The sequence below is a fragment of the Paenibacillus ginsengarvi genome (assembly GCF_003626695.1).
Classification (GTDB): domain Bacteria; phylum Bacillota; class Bacilli; order Paenibacillales; family NBRC-103111; genus Paenibacillus_AB; species Paenibacillus_AB ginsengarvi.
The window spans coordinates 152024-173545 of sequence record NZ_RBAH01000011.1; the positions used below are offsets into that span (position 1 = coordinate 152024).

The window sequence follows — 21522 nt, forward strand, 5'->3', positions numbered from 1 at the left end:
AAAAACAAATAAAACGCCAATCGGCGTTTTATTTGTTTCGCTTTAAGTCCAAGTACAGTCGTCCCCGGTGATCGATCGTGCAAACAAACACTTTTTTGAAATCGAACACCTGATGCAGCTGAAGCTCATTTTTGAGCCAGAAACGGTTCTTCCCGATTTTCTCCAAATTTTCATCCTGAACTTTTCCGTCCATAATAAGCGGCAATGGCAGTCCTTCGTAACGGAAACGCGGTTGTTCCCGGGGTGGCTCCGGATTGCCCGGCTTTGTTCCGGCATCCGGCTTATCCTTGAACGCTTCCTTCTCAAGAACGGACAGCTTCCCGGACGTCTCGAGCACGGCAAATTCGACATCCGCCAGATTGGGCAGCCTCTTCTCTCGCAGCTGCATCATCAGATCGTCAAGCGTATACCGCTGCTTGCGCATCTCCTCTTCGTTCAGCTTGCCGTTTTCGATCAAATAGCTGGGCTTGCCGTCGAACCACTGCCGGATCGTCCGATTTTTCAAAGTAAGAAACGCCGTGCCGATCTGGATGAGCAGCAGCGTCACCATCGGCAGTATTCCTTCCATAACCGGCATATGCGGATCATCGATAAGGAACGCCGCAATTTCGGCGATCATGATGGAAATGACCAGATCGAAAACGGACAATTTGCCGATTTCCCTTTTGCCCATCAGTCGAATGATTATAAATACGACGAAGTAAATGAGCACCGTTCGCCCAAAAATGGTCCACAGCTCCATCTCCCGCCTCCTCGCTTCCGCTTCCGCTTTCTCTTCGTATTCTGACCGGGTTCCCTTCGCCTCATGCAGCCACCCGGCATTCAATAATTGCCAGAGTCTTGTACTATTCCGCTCGCCTCTCCCATACAATGGGTACAAAACCATTATTGCGAGGTGCATGTCCGCATGAACCCAATAGACCGGCTGCCGCGTATCCGTATTACATCCCCACTGCTCTCCGGCATCGTAAACGCTTTTATGTGGCTGAGCGTCGGAGCCGTGCTCGCATCGCTCGTCGTGGCGATGACCAGCATAACGGAGCAGTCGCTGACCGCGGCCACGTTTCTGATTCACGGAATCGCATCCTTATTCGGCGGCTTCTCCAGCGGTAAACGGGCAAACAGCAAAGGCTGGTACTACGGCGCGATTCTGGGGGCGATCTATACGGCTATCGTCGTCCTGGTCGGCTTTCTCAGCTTTGACGCGGGGATCGGCAAAGACACGGCCGTTATGCTGAGCATTGCCGTTCCGGCGGGAGCCATCGGCGGCATGGTCGGCGTCAACGCCAAACGCTCCTAAGGAATGTGTTTGCAAACTACATCCTTTGCCGGGCGGCTTCTAAACAAGCCGCAGTTGTAACTTCTGGCATTCTTTCACCTTTCCCCTGCGGTATGTTATAATGTTAAATCGATTGAACTATCCACCACTTAGGGGGAACCGATGTTGTTCACGATTTACTCGATGACGCATGCGACCATACTGATAACGATCACTATTTATGTGCTGCTCTTCTTCTCCCTAAAGAGACATCCGCTATACCCGTTTCATGCCGCCGGCATGTTCGTGCAGGAACTGTTTACTTCCCGCAAATATAGACTGCATCTGCTCGGCTGCGTCGTGATTTTATTTTTCAATAAAATCGAGATTACGCTTGAAAACAACATGAAGCACCATAACGACTTTACTCCTTTTATATATGGGCTGGAAGGAAACTTTGTCGCTATTTTTCAAAAGCTGTTTGAGAACGGCGTGCTTACGTCCGTTCTTACGTTTTTTTATGTCGTTATCTTTCCGTGCCTGATGATTGCATCGCTTGCCATTTATACGTTTCAAAAAGATTTCAAGCTGTTCTACACCGTTTGCTATGCGCTAATGATCAATTACATGATCGCGATTCCGTTTTACTTGTTTTTCCCGGTAACGGAGGTGCACGCCTTCAATCCAAACGTCCGCTTCCTCATGCTGGACGCGTTCCCGACATTCGAGAACGACTACAGGCCGCTGTCCGATCTGGACAACTGCTTCCCGAGCCTGCATACGTCTATATCGGTCACGATGGCGATGATTGCGCTCCGCTGCAAAAACGGCTTCTGGAAACGTTTTGCGCCGATCAGCGCGGCCGTTATCATCTTCTCGATCTTTTACCTGGGCGTTCACTGGCTTACCGACATGGCCGGCGGCATGCTGCTCGGACTGTTCGCCTCACGCCTCGCGCTTCGTCTTGCCGAAGGCAGAACGATATTTGCCGGCTCGCGAGCGGAGCTAAAGGAACAAAACGTTGACGGTTAAATCTCATCGAAACTACAAATCCTGATTAATAGGCGAAACCCTCCGGTTCACTATGCCAGTGAATGCGGAGGGTTTGTTTTCGACGCAAAAAAAAGAGACCGCAGCGGTCTCTCGTCTTGGCAATCAGTCTTTCTTCTCTTCAGCAGCGGGCTTCTCGCTTTTGTCTGCGGCAGCAGACGCCGAAGCGCTCTTCGCATTGATCGCGGAGCGATCGAACGTAAGCTTCGTCGCGTCGTTGACGCGCAGGACGACGATATCGTCTGTAATTTCCATAATCGTTCCGTGCAAGCCGCCGATCGTCGTTACTTTATCGCCCTTTTTGAGCTCGTTCAGCATCGCGTTGCGTGTTTTTTGCCGCTTTTGCTGCGGACGGATCAACAGGAAATACAGAACGGCCAGCATCACCACGAACGGGAGCACGGTCGTCAAAATATTGCCCCCTGCCGGAGCGGCCGCCGCATCCTCAGCCAAATACCACATGTACTAACCTCCTAAAATAATTAAAATCCGCGGTCGTTGTCCTTCATCCCGTACCGGTCGAAAAATTCGTCCCGGAAATCGAGCAGCCGGTCTTCCGCAATAGCTTGTCTTACATTCCGCATCAATTCCAGCAAAAAGTGCAGGTTGTGATACGTCGTCAGCCGGATGCCGAACGTCTCGTCCGCCTTCAGCAGATGGCGCAAATAGGCGCGGCTGTAATTCGTGCACGTGTAGCAGCTGCACGCCGGATCCAAAGGGCCGAAGTCGCGGGCGTTTTTGGCGCCCTTCACGACGAGCCTTCCTCCGCTGGTCATCACCGTGCCGTTGCGCGCAATACGCGTCGGGAGCACACAGTCAAACATGTCCACCCCGCGGATCGAGCCTTCCAGCAGCGCGTCAGGCGAGCCTACCCCCATTAAGTAACGCGCCTTTTGAGCGGGCAGAAGCGGTACGGTGCATTCAAGCATCTCGTACATAAGCTCCTTCGATTCGCCGACGCTCAGTCCACCAATAGCATACCCCGGGAAATCCAGGGAAGTCAACTGCGACGCGCTTTTCTTGCGCAAATCGGCGAACATGCCGCCCTGTACGATACCGAACAGCGCCTGATCGTCCGTCCGCTTGTGGGAAGCCAGACATCGCTCCGCCCAGCGGGTCGTCCGCTCCAGCGACTGATCGACGTATTCGTAGGTCGCCGGATACGGCGGACATTCGTCGAAAGCCATCATTATATCCGAGCCGAGCGCGTTCTGAATCTCCATCGCAATCTCGGGGGAGATGAACAGCTTGTCTCCGTTCAGATGGTTGCGGAAATGGACGCCTTCTTCGGTAATCTTGCGCATTGCGCTCAAGCTGAACACCTGAAAGCCGCCGCTATCGGTCAGAATCGGCCGGTCCCAGTTCATAAACTTGTGCAAGCCGCCAGCTTCGCGGACAATATCGTGGCCGGGACGCAGGAACAGATGGTAGGTGTTGCTCAAAATAATGTGAGCATCCATCTGCTTCAGCTCTTCCGGGCTCATCGTCTTGACCGTCGCCTGCGTGCCGACCGGCATAAACGTTGGCGTATCGATGACGCCATGCGGCGTATGCAGCCTGCCGAGCCTCGCGCCGGACTGCTTGCATGTCTTGATTAATTCGTATCGGACTGCTGCCATCTTCGTTCCTTTCCTGAAACTAATATATAAACATGGCGTCGCCGAAGCTGAAGAAGCGGTATTCGCGCTTGATCGCTTCCTGATAGGCGTTCCGGATCTGCTCGCTTCCGGCCAGCGCGCTCACCAGCATGACGAGCGTCGACTTCGGCAAATGGAAATTCGTCACCATCGCGTCTACGAGCTTGAACGTATAGCCAGGGTAAATGAAAATGCCCGACCAGCCGTCGCAGGCTTCGATCTCTCGAACCTCGAAGCGGCCGGCTACCGTCTCCAGCGTGCGCGCCGACGTCGTGCCTACGGCGATAATACGCCGCCCTTCAGCCTTAGCCGCGTTCAATGCCGCCGCCGTCTCTGCCGGTACCGAATAAAATTCCTCATGCATCGTGTGCTCTTCCACTCGCGACACCGCTACCGGACGGAACGTTCCGAGTCCGACATGCAGCGTCAGCGTTACGATGCGAACGCCTTTGCGGGCGATCGCGTCCAGATAGTCCGGCGTAAAATGAAGACCGGCGGTCGGAGCCGCCGCCGAACCGGGATGGCGGGCGTACACGGTCTGATAACGCTCCCGGTCGTCCAGCTTCTCCTTAATGTAAGGCGGAAGCGGCATAGAGCCAAGACGGTCCAATATTTCTTGAAAAATACCTTCGTATTCGAACCGGACGACTCTAGCTCCCATCTCGCCTTCATCTTCCACGACGGCCTGCAGATCGGGCCCACCGTCCGCCTCCGCTCCGCCGAACCGGATAACGGCTCCTTGCTTTAACCGTTTCGCGGGACGGGCAAGCGCTTCCCAGCGGTCCCCGTCTAACTGCTTCAGCAGCAGCAGCTCGACTTGGGCTCCGGTATCCGCCTTCACGCCAAAAAGCCGCGCTGGAATGACTCGTGTATCGTTCAGCACGAGCGTATCGCCGGCCTGCAAAAAATCGATCAATTGTCCGAACGTATGATGCCCGGTCGCCCCGCTCGTCTTGTCGAGCGTGAGCAACCGGGAAGTGGTGCGGTTTAGTAGCGGCGTTTGCGCGATTAAACGCTCCGGCAAATCGAAATCAAACTCGTTAACATCCATCCTGGGCTTCATTCCTTACCGATTGTAATTCCTTTATAATAATGCTGCAAAATTCGTTTGTAATCGTAACCTTGCTCCGCCAATCCTCTGGCTCCCCACTGGGACATGCCGAGGCCGTGGCCGAATCCGCTGCCGATGAGGCGGAACTGCATGTCGGGCGTTACGGCGCGGACTGCGCCTCCTCCCGCGACTACGATCATCGTGCGATCTCCGGCCTGCGAAGCGGCAGCCGAGGACGCGCCGAGCGCATACAGCGTTCCCTTCGTTTCAGGCACGTTGCGTGTTAGCCCGTTCGCCCCGACTATAGTATACCTTCCCGTCTCTTCGATTTCAAACCGGGTACTGGGCGCATCGTATAAAGTGCTGCGGTACTGGTCCGGCTTCGGCACGGATACGACTTGCCCGTTCGCCTTCAGCTCGGTGACGCGGCCGGACGGGCCGACCTTACTGACCTCCAGCTTGTCCAGCTTGCCCGTAATCGGCGTTTTCGCCGTCAAATTGATTTCTTTCACAAGCTCGTCCGCTTTGTACGGTCCGCGCACCCAGCTATACTCGTTCGATTCGGGCACTTTGCCAAGCGAAACGAGCTTCTCTCCCTGACTCACGGAGCCGATCGCTCCGTTTTTCGTATCGTCCACATAAGGCGCGGAGCGGATGTTAATTCCGGTACCCCGAACGGTAACGATCGGGAAACCCGCCGGATTAAACGTTCCCGACTCGCTAACGAAGTCTTCGCGGATGTACCCTACCGTTCCACTTACCAGAGCGACGCGATGCCATTTCGGCTTGCTCGTCTGGGCGCCCTCGTCCGGGCTTGTCGTCGCCTGCAAATACGAATACGGCTGTCCCCATACTTCTACGGGATCGCCGGTCATGCCGCCCGCATTCGAGTAGAAAAACGGGGCGATCAGCTTGCCGGCCTCGGTCATCACTTCGCCGGCCGTCGCGGTCACCGCAGCGGCAACCTTCTCATCTTCCTTCTGAATGCCGTAGTACACTTGATCGATCGAAGAGTCGGATGTATGAGCGATTCCATATTTCATCCCGAGACTGAGCGCGAACGTCCTTGCGGCCACAGCCTGCGCCTTGAGCGCCTCAGCCGGCCACGTCGGCGCCATCTCCGCCCCGACTACGGACACAAGGTACAACTCGAAGGGAAGCTCGTTAATGACGGCAAGCTTGCCGTTTAATTGACTCAGCTCGATAGCGCCGCGATATTGCCGCCCGCTCTTCTCGGCGACGGCGATACCGCCATCCTTCTGCCCGATCCATACTTTCTGCCCGGCCGGGTTAAACGCATAATGACGCACCGGAATCGACTCGTTCCCCGTCGTTACGTCGTCGCGCATCAGCAAATACGGAGCCGCCGGATTGACGGGCGCAAGCGCCGCACCCGGAGCGAGTTTGACCGCCTGCGCCTGTACGGCGGCCAGTCCCGCGGCGTCCGCCGCCTCGCCGAGCCACACTTCGTAGACAGGCTTGCCCGCAGCTTCCACGATCGCGACGAAGCTGTCGAGCCCCTGGTCGCTATACAGCTGCGCCTGCTGTCTGGCAGCCGCTTCGGTCGGGAACGCGCCGGCGCTGTAGTGGTTCGGTCCGGCTATTCTCATAGAAGCGACCGCGAGCAGCGAAGCGGCTTTCGCGTTCGCGGCGATTCGCTGCTTGGCGGCTTGAGCTTCCAGACTCGTTGCATACATGCCGGCGTACACCTGATACACCTTCTTGCCAGCCCTTGTCGCCTGGAATACGTAGATCGAATCGGAAGCGGTAGCCGCGAACTGCTGCAGCTGCTTCGCCGCCGACCGGTCCGCCGTTTCCAGCAGCAACACCTTATACCCGTCAAAGCTGAACCTCGCTTCGGGTATCGACGGCTCTGCCAGCCAGCTCCGCGTCCCGGCCGTGTCGCGTATGCCGATATCCAGCCCCTTGGCCGAAGCTAAAGTGACCGAAGGAACCGTTACATTATAAGTTTTGCCGTCCGCTACGAATAGCGCGACGCGAATTTGCTCCAGCAGCGGCACGGCCGCGTAACCTTCTGCGGCAAAAGCGGGCACGCACAACACCAGCGCAAGCAGCGCCGCCGCCCAGGCGGCTAACCGCCGGGGCTTCTCTCGTCTCGTCACCTTGATCTCTCCTCCGCGTTACTTGATGTATGCATGAACAACGTACATTTTTGGCAAAGAAAGTCGAAGTCGTTTCGCTGTAACCGTTCTTGCAGCAGCTTACATCCTCTTCGGCCCATTCAGCGGCGTTGCGCCAGCTATAGCGGAACTTTCACTTCCGCTTGGAGGAGCTACCTTAAAGACTTAGCCGTCCGCCGATGGCACCGGCAAGCCGAGATGCCTGTACGCAGCCGCCGTTACCGTTCTGCCGCGCGGCGTTCGCTGCAAAAAGCCGATTTGCAGCAAATAAGGCTCATACACATCCTCGATCGTCTGGCTTTCTTCCCCGATCGTCGCCGCAATCGTATCCACGCCGACAGGTCCGCCGCGAAAATGGGTCATGATCGCCCGTAGCATTTTATGATCGATCTCATCCAGCCCGAGATCGTCCACTTGAATGAGCCGGAGCGCCTTCTGCGCCATGTCCGCCGTGATGATGCCGTCGCCCTTCACCTGCGCATAGTCGCGCACCCGTTTCAGCAGCCGGTTCGCGATCCGCGGCGTGCCGCGCGACCTTTTGCCGATCTCGTCCGCCGCCTCGCCTACGATGCTGGCACCCAAAATGTCGGCCGCCCGGCTGACGATGTAGCTGAGCTCGTCGACCGTGTAATATTCGAGCCGGCTGACGACGCCGAACCGGTCGCGCAGCGGCGCGGACAGCAGCCCCGCCCGCGTAGTCGCGCCGACCAGCGTAAACGACGGCAGATCAAGCCGCACCGAGCGAGCGCTCGGGCCCTTGCCGATAATAATATCAAGGGCGAAATCCTCCATCGCCGGATACAGCACCTCTTCGACGGTACGGTGCAGCCGGTGAATTTCGTCGATGAACAACACGTCGCCTTCCTGCAAATTCGTCAGGATCGCCGCCAAATCGCCGGGACGTTCGATCGCCGGTCCGCTTGTCGTGCGAATGTTCACGCCAAGCTCGTTGGCGATAATATTCGACAGCGTCGTTTTGCCGAGGCCCGGAGGACCGTACAGCAGCACATGGTCGAGCGCCTCCTTGCGCATTTTGGCCGCCTCGATATAAATTTTCAAGTTTTCCTTCACTTGCGACTGACCGATATATTCGGCCAAATAACGCGGCCGCAAACTGAGCTCCGCGACTTCGTCCTCCATCATCAAATGGGCGGAAATGATCCGATCTTCCACTCGTCCTCGCCCTCCTTCTCCGCTTCCTTACCCTGCGGCATAAAGCGACTGCAGCGCCAGCTTGATCAGCGCGTCCGTTCCGTCGCCTTCCTTCGCCTTTTGCTTCACCGTCTGCCAGGCCCGGTCGGCCTCCGCCTCGGTATAACCGAGCGCGAGCAGCGCTTCCTTCGCCTCCGCCCACGCCTGGCCTCCCGGCGCGCCCGGCATAACCGCCTCCTGCATGGCCAACGTCAGCGCCGCGCCGCCTATGGAGGAAGCTACCGCGCCCAGCTTATCTTTCAGATCGAGAATGATGCGCTGCGCCGTCTTTTTCCCGATTCCCGGCAGCTTCATCAGAAACGTCACGTTTTCCTGCTGAACGGCGGCCACGACCGCCTCCGGACGCGCTCCGGACAGAATGCCGAGCGCCACCTTCGGACCGATGCCCGACACCTCGATCAGCCTCCGGAACAGCGATTGCTCCTCGCGCGAGCCGAAGCCGAACAGCAGGATCGCGTCCTCGCGCACATGATGATGTATGTATACCGTAGTATCGTCCGGTTTGTCCGGCAAAGCGAACGGATTCGGGCAAAACACCCGGTAGCCCACGCCCTGCACGTCAATAACGGCGTAGTCCGTCTCGCGATGCGCGATCTTCCCGCGCAAATAATCGATCATCGTTTCTCCACTCCGTTCAATTTTTGCGTCAGTCCCGCCGAATGCGCATGGCAGATCGCAATAGCAAGCGCGTCGGCGACATCGTCCGGCTTCGGCACGGCGCTAAGGCGTAGAAACATGCGCACCATCTCCTGCACCTGCTTCTTCTCCGCTTTCCCATAGCCGACAACCGCCTGCTTCACCTGAAGCGGCGTATATTCCGCAATCGCGATCCCTTTCTGGACGGCGGCCAGCATAAGCACGCCCCGCGCCTGCCCGACCGTAATGGCGGTCGTTACGTTTTTGTTGAAAAACAGCTTCTCGATGGCCATCGAGTCCGGCTTGTATTTATCGATCAAGTGGACCGTCGCCTCGTACACTTCCTGGAGCCGCACGGCGGGATCGGTGTTCGCTTCCGTCTGGATGCTCCCGTACTGGACGGGTACCAGCTTATGTCCCTGTTTGTCGATAAATCCGAAGCCGACGATTGCGATGCCCGGGTCGATGCCCAATACGCGCATTAACAGCCCCTCGCTCTCAGTCCGATAAGCGAACATATGTGTCCTCTATGGATTATAGCAAATTGAGCCTGCTATGGACAGGGCCGAGGGGCCGGAGTGCGGCTTTCGACAAAAATCGCAATGCAAAAAGGCCGACCCTAGTACAGGCCGACCCGTTGCTGCATCATCGTTATGGTGCGGACTTCATCACTTTCTCGCTTTCCTCGACGGCAAATTCGCTGAAGGTGGACAAAACGCTGTTGTATTCCGCCATGTCGAGCACGCGGATACCCGCTTTCAGCTGTTGAACCGCATCGGGCTGCAAGCTGCTCTCCATATATCCCATATTGAGCTGGAAAAAGGTGCGAATGACTTTCTGATCGTCAGGCGGGCCGTCGAACAGCGATAGGTTGCCGGTATGGTCCAGCCCGAAATAAGCGTTGTTTTTGCACGCGGGCGACAAGTCATCGATCGCTTCGGCGAACAATACGGCTCCGTCTTCTCTCAGCTCGACGCTCCAGCCCGGATGCTCGGCGTGCAAACTCGCCACCTCGCTCGCTTCCATCCGCCCGATCAGCATCATCTCTTCGCCGCAGACATACGACTTGCGCATGAATATATCCCGTTTGCCGCCGGCTTCCTCAAGCCGCTTCAGCACTTCGCGCGCACGCTGATCCTGCGCTGACGCCTGCACGCCGCCGGCATCCGGCAAGGCCGCCGCCAGCTTCGATTCCGCCTCGTAGCCCGGCACACCCGAAGAGCGGAATGCATATACCGATAACAATCCTACAGTCGCCGCCACAATGAAAAAGCCAAGCGACAACCAACGTCTCTTTTGCCGAAGACCCTTTTTCAGTTGTTTGTACAGGCCCCGCAAGTTCATGGGAATCCCCTCTGGTACTAGATTTTTTTTCTAGCATTCCCAGCAGGGGATTCGGTTATACGTGCTCCGGGGTAGGGAGGAAGCCGATTACCGGCGAATCCACGGGCTATTTTGTTTTTTCGCCCGTTTTTCCGGGGGCGTTCTGCGTTTTTTTGGTCTCAAGCTTACGGCCGCTTTTTCCTCGCGGGTTTTGTCCGAACGGGCCGGCTCTTGCGCCTTTACCACTGGCTGAAGCGTCAAGTCGCCCGTTCTTTCGTCGCGTCCGTCGCAGCCGCAATCTTCCTGCTGCATCAAAGCCGCGTGCGGAGAAAGCTCTGCCGGGTAAGCGGACGTCGGAAGCGCATAAGGCATTCCGTACATGTTCATCGGACTTACCCCGTGTCCTTGGCAGGGCAGGCATGGCCCGCCGGAAACGCCCATAACGGGGAATGGCTGATTCGGGAACATGGGCATCTGCTCGGCCGAGAACGGAGACACGGCACCCGGCCAATCCCAATCGGCGCAAGGTGCGGCGGCCGCTTGCGGGATCCCCGGGTATTGTTCATGCATGGCGGGAAACTGCATCGCCGGCGATACTTGCGCCATCGGATGCATCTCAGGGCCATCAAACTTGGACGGTGCGTGCTCAGCCTCAGCCACGGGAAAATAAGGCATTGGCTGTGGCATTGGCTGATTCATAGGCTGCATCATAGACTGCACCATCGGCTGATTCATTGGCTGCTGCATCATAGGCTGCGCCATCGGTTGCATCATCGGCGCCTGGGGCATCATCGGCCCGGGCCCGTGAAAATAAAAAGGTACCGGCGCAAGCGGCATCATCTCCTCCGACTTTCCCTTTCCCGGATGATGCGGCTCAAACTGAGCAGGCTGCAGGCTGTATGGCTGGACGGCTTCGACGGCCGGCATTTGGAACGGCATAAACGGAAACTGGGTCTCGTGCTCTTTCGTCATCGGGCTCAGGAACGGATGCGGCATTTCCTTCTCGATCGGCATCTCCTTCGCTTCCGGCTTTTCCTTCGCGATCGGCGCTGTCGGCGCTTCTTGAATCGGAAGCAGCTCGGGCCCCTTTGGCGCCTCTTGAACCGGAAGCACTTCGGGCGCCTTCGGCGCTTCTTGCACCGGCTGGACCTCGACATGCTCAACATTTTCGTGAGCCTGTTCCACCACTTGGTTCACCACGTTTTCATGGACATTCTCTACAACCTGGTTTTCCACGTTCTCATGGTGTTCCGCCATCATGTTCTCGTAGGCGCCTTCAATAACAGGGTGCCCGCCATGATCGTGGGCCCCCTCCTCAGCCTCGTGCGCATGCAAATCCGGAATGTACACGATGTCGCCCGTCATAAGTACGTTCGGGTTTTTCAAATGAGGATTGGCGTCGATGACCGCTTTGAGCGGCACGTTCCAGGCTTTCGCCAGCTTCCACAGCGAATCGCCCTGAACGACGACATGCTTGTGCAGAATCGCGCCTGACGGGGGCGGCGTAACCGAGCCAGAGGACGGAATTTTAATTTTCATGCCTACGTCGATTTGGTTAGGATCGGCAAGCTGGCTATTAAACGATATTAGCTTTTGCAGCTCGATTCCGTACTTTTTGGCGATGTGAAAGAGCGTTTCTCCCTTTTTCACCAGATGGATTTTCACCGGACTGAAACCTCCCGTTGTCTTGAATAACAATACAGTCTATGCAGACAATGGGCGTTTGACATCAATGGGTGAAAAAAAAAGCCCGCCGGACGAAAGTCCCGGCAGGCATAAAGAGCTGCGCCCCTTCAAGAGTCGAGTCTTTATTGCGGTTTGGTAAAGGAAAAAACCGGATAAGAGCCGAGCGTGCGCACCTGGCAGCCGATCGCTTCGATCTCCTGTAAAGCTGCGGGAAGCAGAACCGTGTCGAGTGACATTTCAATATCCATATAAAAATAGTAGTTGCCCAGCTTTTTCTTCGTCGGCCGCGATTCAATTTTGGACAAATTGATGCGCCGCCATGCGAATGCAGACAACACCTGATGCAGCGCGCCCGGATAATCTTCCGGCAGCGTGACGAGAATCGTCGTCTTCTGCTGCCCGTCTTGTCTAGGCGGCAACTTCTCCCGTCCAATCACGATAAACCGGGTGTAGTTGTTGTCGTGGTCGGTTATATTCTCGGCAAGCAGCTCCAGACCGTACAGCTCCGCAGAGGTGCGCGTCCCGATCGCGGCCATCCGGCTGTCCCCGGCTTCCTTGACGAGCCTCACTCCTTCGGCCGTGCTGCTCACATAGTCGAATTCGGCCTGAGGCAGATTGCTGCGCAAAAAGTCGTAACACTGCGCGATCGCGACATCCTTGGAAACGATCGTGCGTACGTCGGCATAGGGCTCGGCCCCACCCAGCGCGGAGCGGATGCCGATCAGATTCTGGATCGACGGATACACCCACTCGGCCTGAACCGGCAGCGTCTGATCCTCCTCAACGAGCAGATCGATATGATGCTTGACAGAGCCTTCGATCGTATTCTCGATCGGAACGACGCCGTATTCGACCGTCCCGGCCGCGGTTGCGGCGAACACGTCGGACATGAGCGCGTACGGGATGAACTCGTACGAGCCGTCCAAGAAAAAATAGCGGGCGGACTCATGGGACACGGTCCCTTCCGGCCCTAGGAAAGCGATCCGTTTCACGTGCGGCAAACTCCTTCTCGAATGATATCTTTTTGAGATCGTATCATTATGGAAGAAGTATTGCAATAAGTTCGCATTAATCAGCCGCGCAAAGCTTATCTTCTGCCGGACAAGCCTGCGTCCCTCAGGCAAACGCCGGGTTTTGTCGGAAGCATTCCTCCATCACCCGGATTTGCAGCCATACGCTCTCCGGCGTCACCGCCGGCGGCTTGCCTTCCGCAAGAGAAGTGTGCAGCGACTCGTAAAACGCGATTTGCGGTGCCGGGTAAGCCGGACCTACGGTTTTATTCCAGCCTCCCTCGTACCATTTCAGTTCCTCCTTGTCATAGAACGGCTTGCCGTCCGCGTCGCTCATCGGCGTTCGCTGCAACGTTTGCCGGGGCGCTTCCTCCGGCTTGAAATATTTCCATGTCGTTTCGGTCAGCGACGCTCGCAGGCTGCCGTTCGTCCCCTGGATCAAATAATAATTGGAGCCGGCGTACGCGCAGCAGCTCGATATTTCCAGATCGACCGTCGGCAGCCCGGAGCCGGCCATCATTAGCTTGCAATAATCCTCCGCGTCGCCGAAGCTGTTCGCCCTATCCATCCGGCACAGCAGGGCGGCGGGCATCCGGTCGGCGCCCAGAAATTGCAGCGCCTGATCGAGAAAATGGGCGCCGGTGTTCAGCAAATTGCCGCCATTGTATTCCTTCAGCGTCTGCCAATCCCAACGGCGCGAAAACTGGTTGACGGTCAGTCCGATTTGCACGATGCGCCCCAATACGCCGGAATCGAGGCATTTGCGGATTTCCAGAAACAAAGGATTGAAGCGCCATTGCTGGAAAATCGTCAGCAGCGTTCCCGCCTTGTCGCGGGCCGCGATCAAGGCGTCGACCTCCTTCGACCGGCGGGCGAGCGGCTTCTCGCACAGCACGTTGAAGCCCGCCTCCAGCAGTTCGAGCGAGACGGGAACATGCAGATGGCTCGGCGTCGCGTTGACGATCAGGTCCAGATCGTCCCGCTTCATCATCTCACGGTAATCGGCGTAGGACGCGCAGCCGTAGTCGCTCTCGGCCGCGCGCCGGCGCTGCTCCAGCTCGTCGGAGACGGCCGCGATCACATACCGCTCCGGCAGCCTGCGGAGCGTCTCGGCGTGAATGTTCCGGCCGCTGCGGCCCTGCCCGATAATGCCCACCTTCAGAATCGGTCCGCTCATGACGCTTCACCCGCCTTGCTTGCGGTCTTGTCCAAATAAACGGTTCGGCCGGTTTTGCGGCTTTCGTTGGCCGCCTCCAAAAAGCGGATCACCTCAAGCGTCTCCGAAGCGGGTAGCGGCGGAACGCCCGTGCGGAACATGTCCAGGATCACTTCAAGCAGGCTGGCGTATTTCGGCTTCGGGTCCGACTGGGCGTACACCCAATCGATGCCCTTTTCCCGGTGAATCGCTACGCCAAACGATCCGTTCCCTTTGCGGTTGCCGCGAATGACGCCGATCCGGCCGTCGCTCCACAGCCCCGCCGCCACATCGTGATCGTCCGAGGTGACGGCCGTCACCTGCACGCAGCCTTCCCCCATCACCGCATACAGCATCTCGGCGGCGTGAATACCGTACCAGAACAACCCCGGCTGCGTAGGCTCCAGCGCCATCGGTCCGCAGGCGTCCGCCCCGATCACCGGGCTTTTGCCCCCACTCCCGATCGCGTCTTGCAGCGCTTTGGCGTAACGCAGCGACGAAGCGCTCATCAGCGGAACCCGGTGCGCCTCCGCCAAGCGGACGATTTCGCGGGCATCCGCCGAGCTGACCGCAAACGGCTTGTCGATAAAAACCGGCTTGCCGTAACCGGCGATGCGGCGAAATTGAGGCAAATGGACACGCCCGTCGACCGAGTGGAGCAGCACCGCGTCGCTCGCCTCGGCCACCTCCTCCGGGCTGTCGACAATGCGGACGCCATACTCCTCCCGCAGTGTCGCCGTATACTCGGACACTTTGGAAATGCTGGACGGGAAATCGGGAGAGCCCCCCGGGTAGGCCGCCACGACCTTGCCCCCGGGCACATGCCACGGGTCGTTTTTGTCATGCAAAAGCTTCATAAACGCCAATACGTGGGACGTATCGAGGCCGATCATACCGATGTTCAAAACTTGCCGGGATTGCCCGACTTCCGGAGCCGTCATATTCGTCACCCTTTGCTGAAAATTGTCCGTTTGGGACCGGCCGGCGCAACGCGGGTTTGCCCGGTTTTCGCCGGCCACGTACAGAATAGCAAACGGCGGGACGGGGATACAGACGACACTGATGACGGTTTGCTGGATTCTCATGCCGGTTTTTGCCGGCATACCGGATTATGATGACAATGTCCTTGTCATCTGCGCAGCTCCACCGGCGGAACGCCCCAATATTTCCGGAACACGCGCGAAAAATAGCTAACATCCTTAAAGCCGGTTTTCGCGGCGGCTTCGTACACCTTCAGCCCGTTTTCCAGCAACGTTTTGCCGAGCTCCATTTTCAGCTTCCAGACGTATTCGGAAAACGGCTGTCCGACCTCGCGTTTGAACAGGCGGCTCAAATGGGACGGGTGCACGTGCAGCCGCTCCGCCACCTCGTTCAAGGACAGCGCCTGGTCGAGCTCTCGCTCCAGCATTTGCAGAACTTCGCGGATGAGCGGATGCTCCGCGGACCCGGACAGCCGGTGCACGTAACCGACCAGATGATCGGCCAACGTTTCCAGCAGCGCGAGTCCCTGCTTCTGATCGGCGATCGCTTGCACATTGAACATGGCGGTGTAATCCGCGCCGAACACGTCGGCCGCCGGCCAGCCGTTTTGCGAGGCTTGTCGGGCGAGCAGCAGGCAGCCTTCGAGCAGATGCATACGCCATTCATCGCCGGCGGAAGCCGCTTGCCCGGACCGGCTTGTCCACCACTGCCGCAAGGCGTCCGCGGCTTCGGCGCGCCGGCCGGCTTGCCACGCCGCCTCCAGCCGCTTCTCGAACTGCTCGGCGGAGGCGGCTTTTCTTTCCGTCGGCGGCTTCGCCCGTTTGCTCGCCGCAGCGGGGACGGCCGGCGGCAGCAGCGCCTCCACGCAAAGCTGCGCTTCGCCCTCCTCCGCCGCTTCGATCAACAGCCGCACCGTGCCGCGCATCCGGTCGAACTGCCAGCCCGGCGCCGTATCCGGCTTCGGGCGTTTCGGCCGCTCCGGCAGCCGAACCCCGTTCAACGAAAGCCGGGACGGCTTGTCCCGCACGCGCACGATTAGCTCGTAGTCGCGTTTGGCCGGCATGCCCACATACGTGCCGCAACGCGGTTCGATCCGCACCTTCACATATTCGGCGGTTTCCTCGCAATGAATGACGGTCGCCGCAACCTCGCCTTTCTTGTACCCGAACGTCACGCCGTCATCCTCGTACATCGTAAATTCACTGCTTCCGTGCGGATAAATATCGAGCGCGACGAGGGTAACCGGTGACTGCCCCACATAGTCCGTGTCCGGCCACATCGGGAGAATCGCTCCGCCGCGGACAAACAGCGGTCCACCCGCGCCGGCCGGCAGCCGGCAATCGAGCCGCTTCGGCCCTTCGTGCGTTTCCCCGGTCCAATAATCGAACCAGCGGCCGGCCGGCAAATAGACGCAATCGGTATAAACGCCGACGAGCATAGACGGCCCGAGCATATATTGATGCAGCAAATCGTCGCATGTCGGATCGTCGGGAAAATGCAGCGGCATCGCCCGCAAAATCGGCATTCCCGTTCGCGCGGCGACATGGGCCGCGGAATAAATATAGGGCAGCAGCCGGTAGCGCAGGCGGGCGTAAGCTTTGAACAGTTCCCGCACGCCGTCCTCCAAAAAAGCGGGATGACGGAAATAAGCCCAACTGTTGATTTGCGACCAAGGCTGCAAAAAACCGAAATGAATGCCCTCCTTCGTATGAATGAACATGTCGCAGGTCGTATGGACGTGTCCGCTCATGCCATGATTGAGCATGGAGACAAGCGCCTCCCTATCGTTGCCCGACTGCCCCGCACACGTCGCCGCATATCGCTGAATGCCGGTATATCCGGCAATCGTATACAGCATCGGCCGTTTTCCCGTTTGCTCCGCAAACCCGTCAAACATCTGCTTGGCCAGCAGGACAGGGTATAAATTGTGCATGTCCGCATCGCGCATCCCGTTGGCCCACTGCCGGTCGGGATGTCTTTGCAACTGCCGGCTGCCGATTAATTTGAAGGAAGCGACCCCTTGCTCGACAAACGGCCGCAAATGCGCGTACCACGGCTCCGGCGCTTCCCCGTCTTCACGCCCCCCGTCGCGGAGCCTGTATTCTTCGTACGCGCTCAGGTCGTAATCGCAATACAGCAGCAAGTTGAGCTTGAAACCGTGGCTTTGCAGCGCCCCGATAAACGTATGCGGACCTGTCGATATCGATTTGGGCATATAGAACCTGTCGGGATGCCACGCTTTCTCCGTGGAATGATCGTAGCGCCGCTCCATCCATCCGCCGGCCAGCCCCATCATATCGCAAGGGATGCCCTCCAGCCGGAAGCGAAGGGCGTCGTCGACCACCTCCCGGGCGTTCAGTGTGTCGTGGCCAATAAAGGTCAGGCCGTATGCCCAGATCGGCAGTAGCGCCGGTTTGCCGGCGATTTCCGTATAGCCGTCCAACAGCTCGCCGAACCCGTTTCCGGCAAACAAATAACAATCGAGCCGCCCCGTCTGCCCTTCGACAAGCAGCCGGTCGCTTTCCGCAGCGCCCAGATCGAACGTATGCCTGTGCGTCGTATTCGTCAGAAGCGCCCAACCCCGGCTGCTCATCACAAACGGAATCGGCACGTAAGCGGAAATGTTCGTCACCCGCATCTCCGCCCGCGTTCCCCGCTTTTGCAGCCGTTCCCGGGTTACGTCCCCGAGCCCGTACAAGTTTTCCTCCGCGGCGAGCGCGAATCGCGCCCGGAAGCCTCCACCCGACGGCCCGCAGCGGAACGGCTCCGCCGTGCGGGTCAGCTCCGTCCCGGCGGCGTCCCGCAGCCGCATATTCCCGTCGCGCAGATCGACCGCCAAAATCGCCTTTCCGCCATCCAACTCGACCGTATCGCGGGAACGCCGGACCGCACACCGCATCTCGCCGCCGGGATCGCGCAAAATGCCGTAACGGTTCAAGGGCGACTCGGCGAACGTCCCGTCGTCGCTCAGCCGGACGCGAAACGCGCCGGCGGCCGCAAGGTCTACACGCATCCACCCGCCGCCCGCCAATTCGAATTGCAGCGATGTGCCCATCTCCTCCACTCCATCAGTCCCCCCCGCCATCGATTCTGTTTGTATACTGCTTTACCCGCATCATACCATAACCGCCAAGGCTCGATCATCAAAATACATGAAGCGCTTCCAACTTGGTCATCCCAGTGCATGACATGCGCATAAACCTCCCCTGTTTTCCCCGCCGGGCCGCTTTTATACTGTAAACAAATCCAAATCAGAGGAGGTATACCGATGCGAAAAAGAGGGGTCATGGCTTTGGTCCTTTTGCCACTCGCCGCCATGCTTGGCGCATGTTCGCAAACGAACGGAGCGACGACGGACAGCAGCGGCGCGCAAACTGCGGAATCCGCTCCTGCCGTCGGGAAGAAGGAGCCGGTCGAGCTGATCTTTTATTACCCGTCCGGCAACGACTGGACACCGGATACATTTATGAGCACGTTCGGGGAGCCGATCAAGAAGAAATTTCCGCATATTACCCCCGTATTCATGCAATACGGGAGAGGAACGAGCTTGCCCGAGCTGCTAGCCGCCGGTCAACGGATCGACGTCTATTTCGGATCGCCGGGGGCCACGCGAAATCTGGAAGACAGCAAGTTGCAATACGATATTCTCCCGCTTATCCAAAAATACAAATACGACCTGAATCGGTTGAATCCGGGACTTGTAAGCGTAGCCAAAGCGTTGGCGCACGGCGGTATGAACAGTCTGCCCGTATTTGTTCCTCCGTCGGCGATTTACTACAACAAAGATATTTTCGATAAATTCGGAGTCGCCTACCCGAAGGACAACATGACCTGGGACGACCTGTACGAAATCAGCAAAAAGCTGACGCGCACGGAGAGCGGCATGCCTTATCTCGGCTTGACCGCTCCGGTCGGCACGTTGATTCCGCTGAACCCGCTTTCCCTGCCGCTGGTCGACCCGGCGAGCGAGAAGGCGAACTTTCAAACGGATGCATGGAAGTCGTTCATTACGAATTTTTCCCGGAATTTTACGCTTTCGGGCTACGACAACGATCTGAAAGCACTTGATGTCGGACGCCAGCGGGACTTCTTCTTCAAGGAGCAGCGCGCGGCCATGTGGATCTCCCTGACGAACCTGCACAAGCAGCCGGAAATTACGAGAGCGCTCAACTGGGACATCGCCGCCCTCCCTACGTTCAAGGAAGCGCCCGGCGTCGGTCCCCAGGCGTATCCGACCTTGTTCAGCATAATGCCCTTGACGACCCACCCCGACGACGCGTTCGAGGCGATCGCTTATTTGACATCGGACGAGTTTCAGATGCAGCAGTCCCGGGCCGGCACCCTATTGCCCGCTCTGAAAGACCCGTCGTTCCTTCAGGCGTTCAGCCAGGATTCGGTGCTGTACAAAGGCAAAAACGTAAAATCGCTAGTCCCGGCCAAATACGCGGACTCGATTCCGTTCACCCCCTATAACGGCTTCGGGCAAACCGGACTGCTCACCGCGACGATCGATTATGTGATCAAGCAAAAAGATATCAACACGGCGCTGCGCGAAGCGACGGATTTTACCAATCAAAGCATTCAAACGGCCAAGGCGGGGAAATAACCGCTCATCTTAAAAAATGAAACGGAGTGAATAATCTTGAACCCTCACGAACTCATGGAAACGAAAAGCTTGAGCAGAAGAACGCTGGTCGCCTCGATGGGCATGGCCGGGGCCGGCTTGCTGCTCGGAAAGCTTGTCCCCGCTTCCCGCGTCGCCCACGCCAATCCGCTCCCGCTGGAATGGAACGTCGTGACCGATTTCGGCGCGGTCGGAGACGGAACAACCGACGATACAACGGCGATCCAGAGCGCGTTGAACGCAACCGCGGCCGGCGGCACCGTCTATTTTCCGCTGGGAACGTATTTGATCTCCTCCCAACTGACGGTCAGCAACAAGGAAATTCACCTGTTCGCTACCGGGAAGGCGGTCATCAAGGAGGCGTCCGTATTCGGAGTGCCGATGCTGAAGCTGCTTAACGCGCACGGCTCCACGATCAGCGGCTTGTCGTGCGAGGGAGCGGAGACGTACGCCGGTTTCGCCGGCGCAAGCGGCCTGTTCAACGCCTTTATCCAGTTGGACCATTGTAACCAGGCGATCATTTCCAACTGCTCCGTGAAAAACAAAACGTATGCGTTCCTGTTGTCCGTCTGCCAGGAATGCCATGTGACCGACTGCTTCGTCCTCGGCTTCCTGAATGTCAACAAGGCGGGCGCCAACTACTGCTCCTGCTGTTCGATTAACGGCGGCACCCGAAACCTGGTGCGCGGCTTGCACGGAAAAGAAATGGGCTCCGGCGTGCTGGTCGGGCTGGAGGCGACGGATAATCATATCCGCGACTGCTATTTCGAAACGGTCTGGGATAACGGCGTTTACTTGTCATCGGGCAAAGGCAATTTGGTGCACAACGCGACGGTCAAGCAGACGGCCGGTACGGGGGTAAAGGCAAGGGGACACCGGAATATCATTAGCAATTGCCATGTCATGGATTGTTTGGTCGGGTTCGGTTTGACGGGGAACGGCGTCACTCCCGACAGCTTGGGCTATAACGGCTACGGTACTATTCTGGAAGGATGTGTCGCCGAAAACTGCAGCAGAGACGGCGTCAACATGGGCGCCCAGGACGGGTATCTCCCCCGGAACTTCAAGGTGATGAACAATACGTTTATCAACTGCGCCACGGAAGGCGGCGGCTACGCGGGTATACGCATGACCGCGGGCATTGACACCGAGGTATGCGGCAACACCTTTCACCGCTGCGCCGGCACCTTCGGCATTTTGATCGTCGGTCTTCAGGCGGCCCCGGTCAGCGGATTGAAAATCATGAACAATTACGTGTCCGAAACGCAGGAGGGCATCCGGCTTCAATACGTGACGCACAGTGCCATTACCGGCAACTATGTCCGCGATATCGGCACGTACGGCATCAAGCTGTTAAATTGTAACAATAATATCATTTCGAACAATATCGGACAGGAGCAGGTCACCTCCGGACTTCTTCGTTGCCTGTCGACCGAAGGCAGCTCCCACAACACGATTATCGGCAACCGGACCAACGCGATGACGGTCAGCCAGGGAGCGAACGTGCTGCTTGGCAATTTGCCGGGCACCGTCAATTTCACCGACGACATTACGGGCGCGCCGCTTCACGTCGGGCAGCAGGCGATCGTCTCCGGCGATTTGTACATGGCGGCCGGCACGGCCTCGTCCGCGGATTGGAAAAAAATCAATTAGAACGTTCAAGCGCTAGATTGCATCCAGTCCCGTATCCTCGCCGACAATAAACGTTATACAAAAAA

Annotated in this window: 18 protein-coding genes; 4 read left to right on the top strand and 14 right to left on the bottom strand. The window is 57.8% G+C overall.

Annotation, left to right across the window (positions count from 1 at the left end; all coding sequences use genetic code 11):
* Positions 1–28: 28 nt before the first annotated feature.
* Complete coding sequence (locus tag D7M11_RS16610) at positions 29–742, bottom strand: DUF421 domain-containing protein (RefSeq protein ID WP_120748362.1); 714 nt, start codon at positions 740–742, stop codon at positions 29–31.
* A 165-nt stretch (positions 743–907) separates the two neighbouring features.
* Here D7M11_RS16610 and D7M11_RS16615 point away from each other — a divergent pair, with 165 nt between their 5' ends.
* Together D7M11_RS16615 and D7M11_RS16620 are read left to right on the top strand one after the other, a co-directional pair.
* Positions 908–1300 carry a TIGR04086 family membrane protein gene (locus D7M11_RS16615; RefSeq protein ID WP_120748363.1) on the top strand — a complete coding sequence of 131 codons (393 nt, stop codon included), beginning with the start codon at positions 908–910 and terminating at the stop codon, positions 1298–1300.
* 141 nt (positions 1301–1441) lie between these two features.
* Positions 1442–2290: a phosphatase PAP2 family protein gene (locus D7M11_RS16620; protein ID WP_240041147.1), complete on the top strand. Its 849-nt coding sequence runs from the start codon at positions 1442–1444 to the stop codon at positions 2288–2290.
* 123 nt (positions 2291–2413) lie between these two features.
* On the opposite strand, the gene yajC is transcribed toward D7M11_RS16620, so the two are convergent.
* From yajC to D7M11_RS16685, 13 genes are all read right to left on the bottom strand, one after another.
* Positions 2414–2770, bottom strand: coding sequence for a preprotein translocase subunit YajC (gene yajC / locus D7M11_RS16625; protein WP_120748364.1), 357 nt, complete (start codon positions 2768–2770; stop codon positions 2414–2416).
* A 20-nt stretch (positions 2771–2790) separates the two neighbouring features.
* Positions 2791–3927, bottom strand: a complete 1137-nt coding sequence (tgt, locus tag D7M11_RS16630; protein WP_120748365.1) for a tRNA guanosine(34) transglycosylase Tgt — start codon at positions 3925–3927, stop codon at positions 2791–2793.
* Positions 3928–3946: 19 nt separating this feature from the next.
* Positions 3947–4996 carry a tRNA preQ1(34) S-adenosylmethionine ribosyltransferase-isomerase QueA gene (gene queA, locus D7M11_RS16635; protein WP_120748366.1) on the bottom strand — a complete coding sequence of 350 codons (1050 nt, stop codon included), beginning with the start codon at positions 4994–4996 and terminating at the stop codon, positions 3947–3949.
* 8 nt (positions 4997–5004) lie between these two features.
* Entirely contained in the window at positions 5005–7119 is a 2115-nt protein-coding gene (locus tag D7M11_RS16640; protein ID WP_120748367.1) for a SpoIID/LytB domain-containing protein, read from the bottom strand.
* Positions 7120–7302: 183 nt separating this feature from the next.
* Positions 7303–8310, bottom strand: a complete 1008-nt coding sequence (gene ruvB, locus D7M11_RS16645; RefSeq protein ID WP_120748368.1) for a Holliday junction branch migration DNA helicase RuvB — start codon at positions 8308–8310, stop codon at positions 7303–7305.
* A gap of 27 nt (positions 8311–8337) precedes the next feature.
* The gene (ruvA, locus tag D7M11_RS16650; RefSeq protein ID WP_120748369.1) at positions 8338–8967 is read right to left on the bottom strand and encodes a Holliday junction branch migration protein RuvA; all 630 of its coding nucleotides are present in this window, start codon (positions 8965–8967) and stop codon (positions 8338–8340) included.
* Entirely contained in the window at positions 8964–9467 is a 504-nt protein-coding gene (ruvC, locus tag D7M11_RS16655; protein ID WP_120748439.1) for a crossover junction endodeoxyribonuclease RuvC, read from the bottom strand. The genes ruvA and ruvC overlap by 4 nt, the downstream gene beginning before the upstream one ends.
* Positions 9468–9636: 169 nt before the next feature.
* Positions 9637–10329, bottom strand: a complete 693-nt coding sequence (locus tag D7M11_RS16660; protein WP_120748370.1) for a BofC C-terminal domain-containing protein — start codon at positions 10327–10329, stop codon at positions 9637–9639.
* An 87-nt stretch (positions 10330–10416) separates the two neighbouring features.
* Positions 10417–11973, bottom strand: a complete 1557-nt coding sequence (locus D7M11_RS16665) for a LysM peptidoglycan-binding domain-containing protein (RefSeq protein ID WP_158606665.1) — start codon at positions 11971–11973, stop codon at positions 10417–10419.
* Positions 11974–12116: 143 nt separating this feature from the next.
* The gene (pheA, locus tag D7M11_RS16670) at positions 12117–12986 is read right to left on the bottom strand and encodes a prephenate dehydratase (protein ID WP_120748372.1); all 870 of its coding nucleotides are present in this window, start codon (positions 12984–12986) and stop codon (positions 12117–12119) included.
* Between the two features lie 124 nt (positions 12987–13110).
* Complete coding sequence (locus D7M11_RS16675; protein ID WP_120748373.1) at positions 13111–14181, bottom strand: Gfo/Idh/MocA family protein; 1071 nt, start codon at positions 14179–14181, stop codon at positions 13111–13113.
* On the bottom strand, positions 14178–15302 hold the full coding sequence (locus D7M11_RS16680) for a Gfo/Idh/MocA family protein (protein WP_338042498.1): 1125 nt from the start codon (positions 15300–15302) through the stop codon (positions 14178–14180). Before D7M11_RS16680 ends, D7M11_RS16675 begins: the two co-directional genes overlap by 4 nt.
* Before the next feature lie 26 nt (positions 15303–15328).
* Positions 15329–18235 (bottom strand): TIM-barrel domain-containing protein, encoded by a 2907-nt coding sequence (locus tag D7M11_RS16685; protein ID WP_240041154.1) that lies wholly within the window; start codon positions 18233–18235, stop codon positions 15329–15331.
* Positions 18236–18448: 213 nt separating this feature from the next.
* Here D7M11_RS16685 and D7M11_RS16690 point away from each other — a divergent pair, with 213 nt between their 5' ends.
* A complete protein-coding gene (locus D7M11_RS16690; RefSeq protein ID WP_120748375.1) occupies positions 18449–19786 on the top strand; it encodes an ABC transporter substrate-binding protein in 1338 nt (445 codons plus the stop codon).
* A 54-nt stretch (positions 19787–19840) separates the two neighbouring features.
* On the top strand, positions 19841–21457 hold the full coding sequence (locus tag D7M11_RS37755) for a right-handed parallel beta-helix repeat-containing protein (RefSeq protein WP_120748376.1): 1617 nt from the start codon (positions 19841–19843) through the stop codon (positions 21455–21457).
* Positions 21458–21522: the final 65 nt, after the last annotated feature.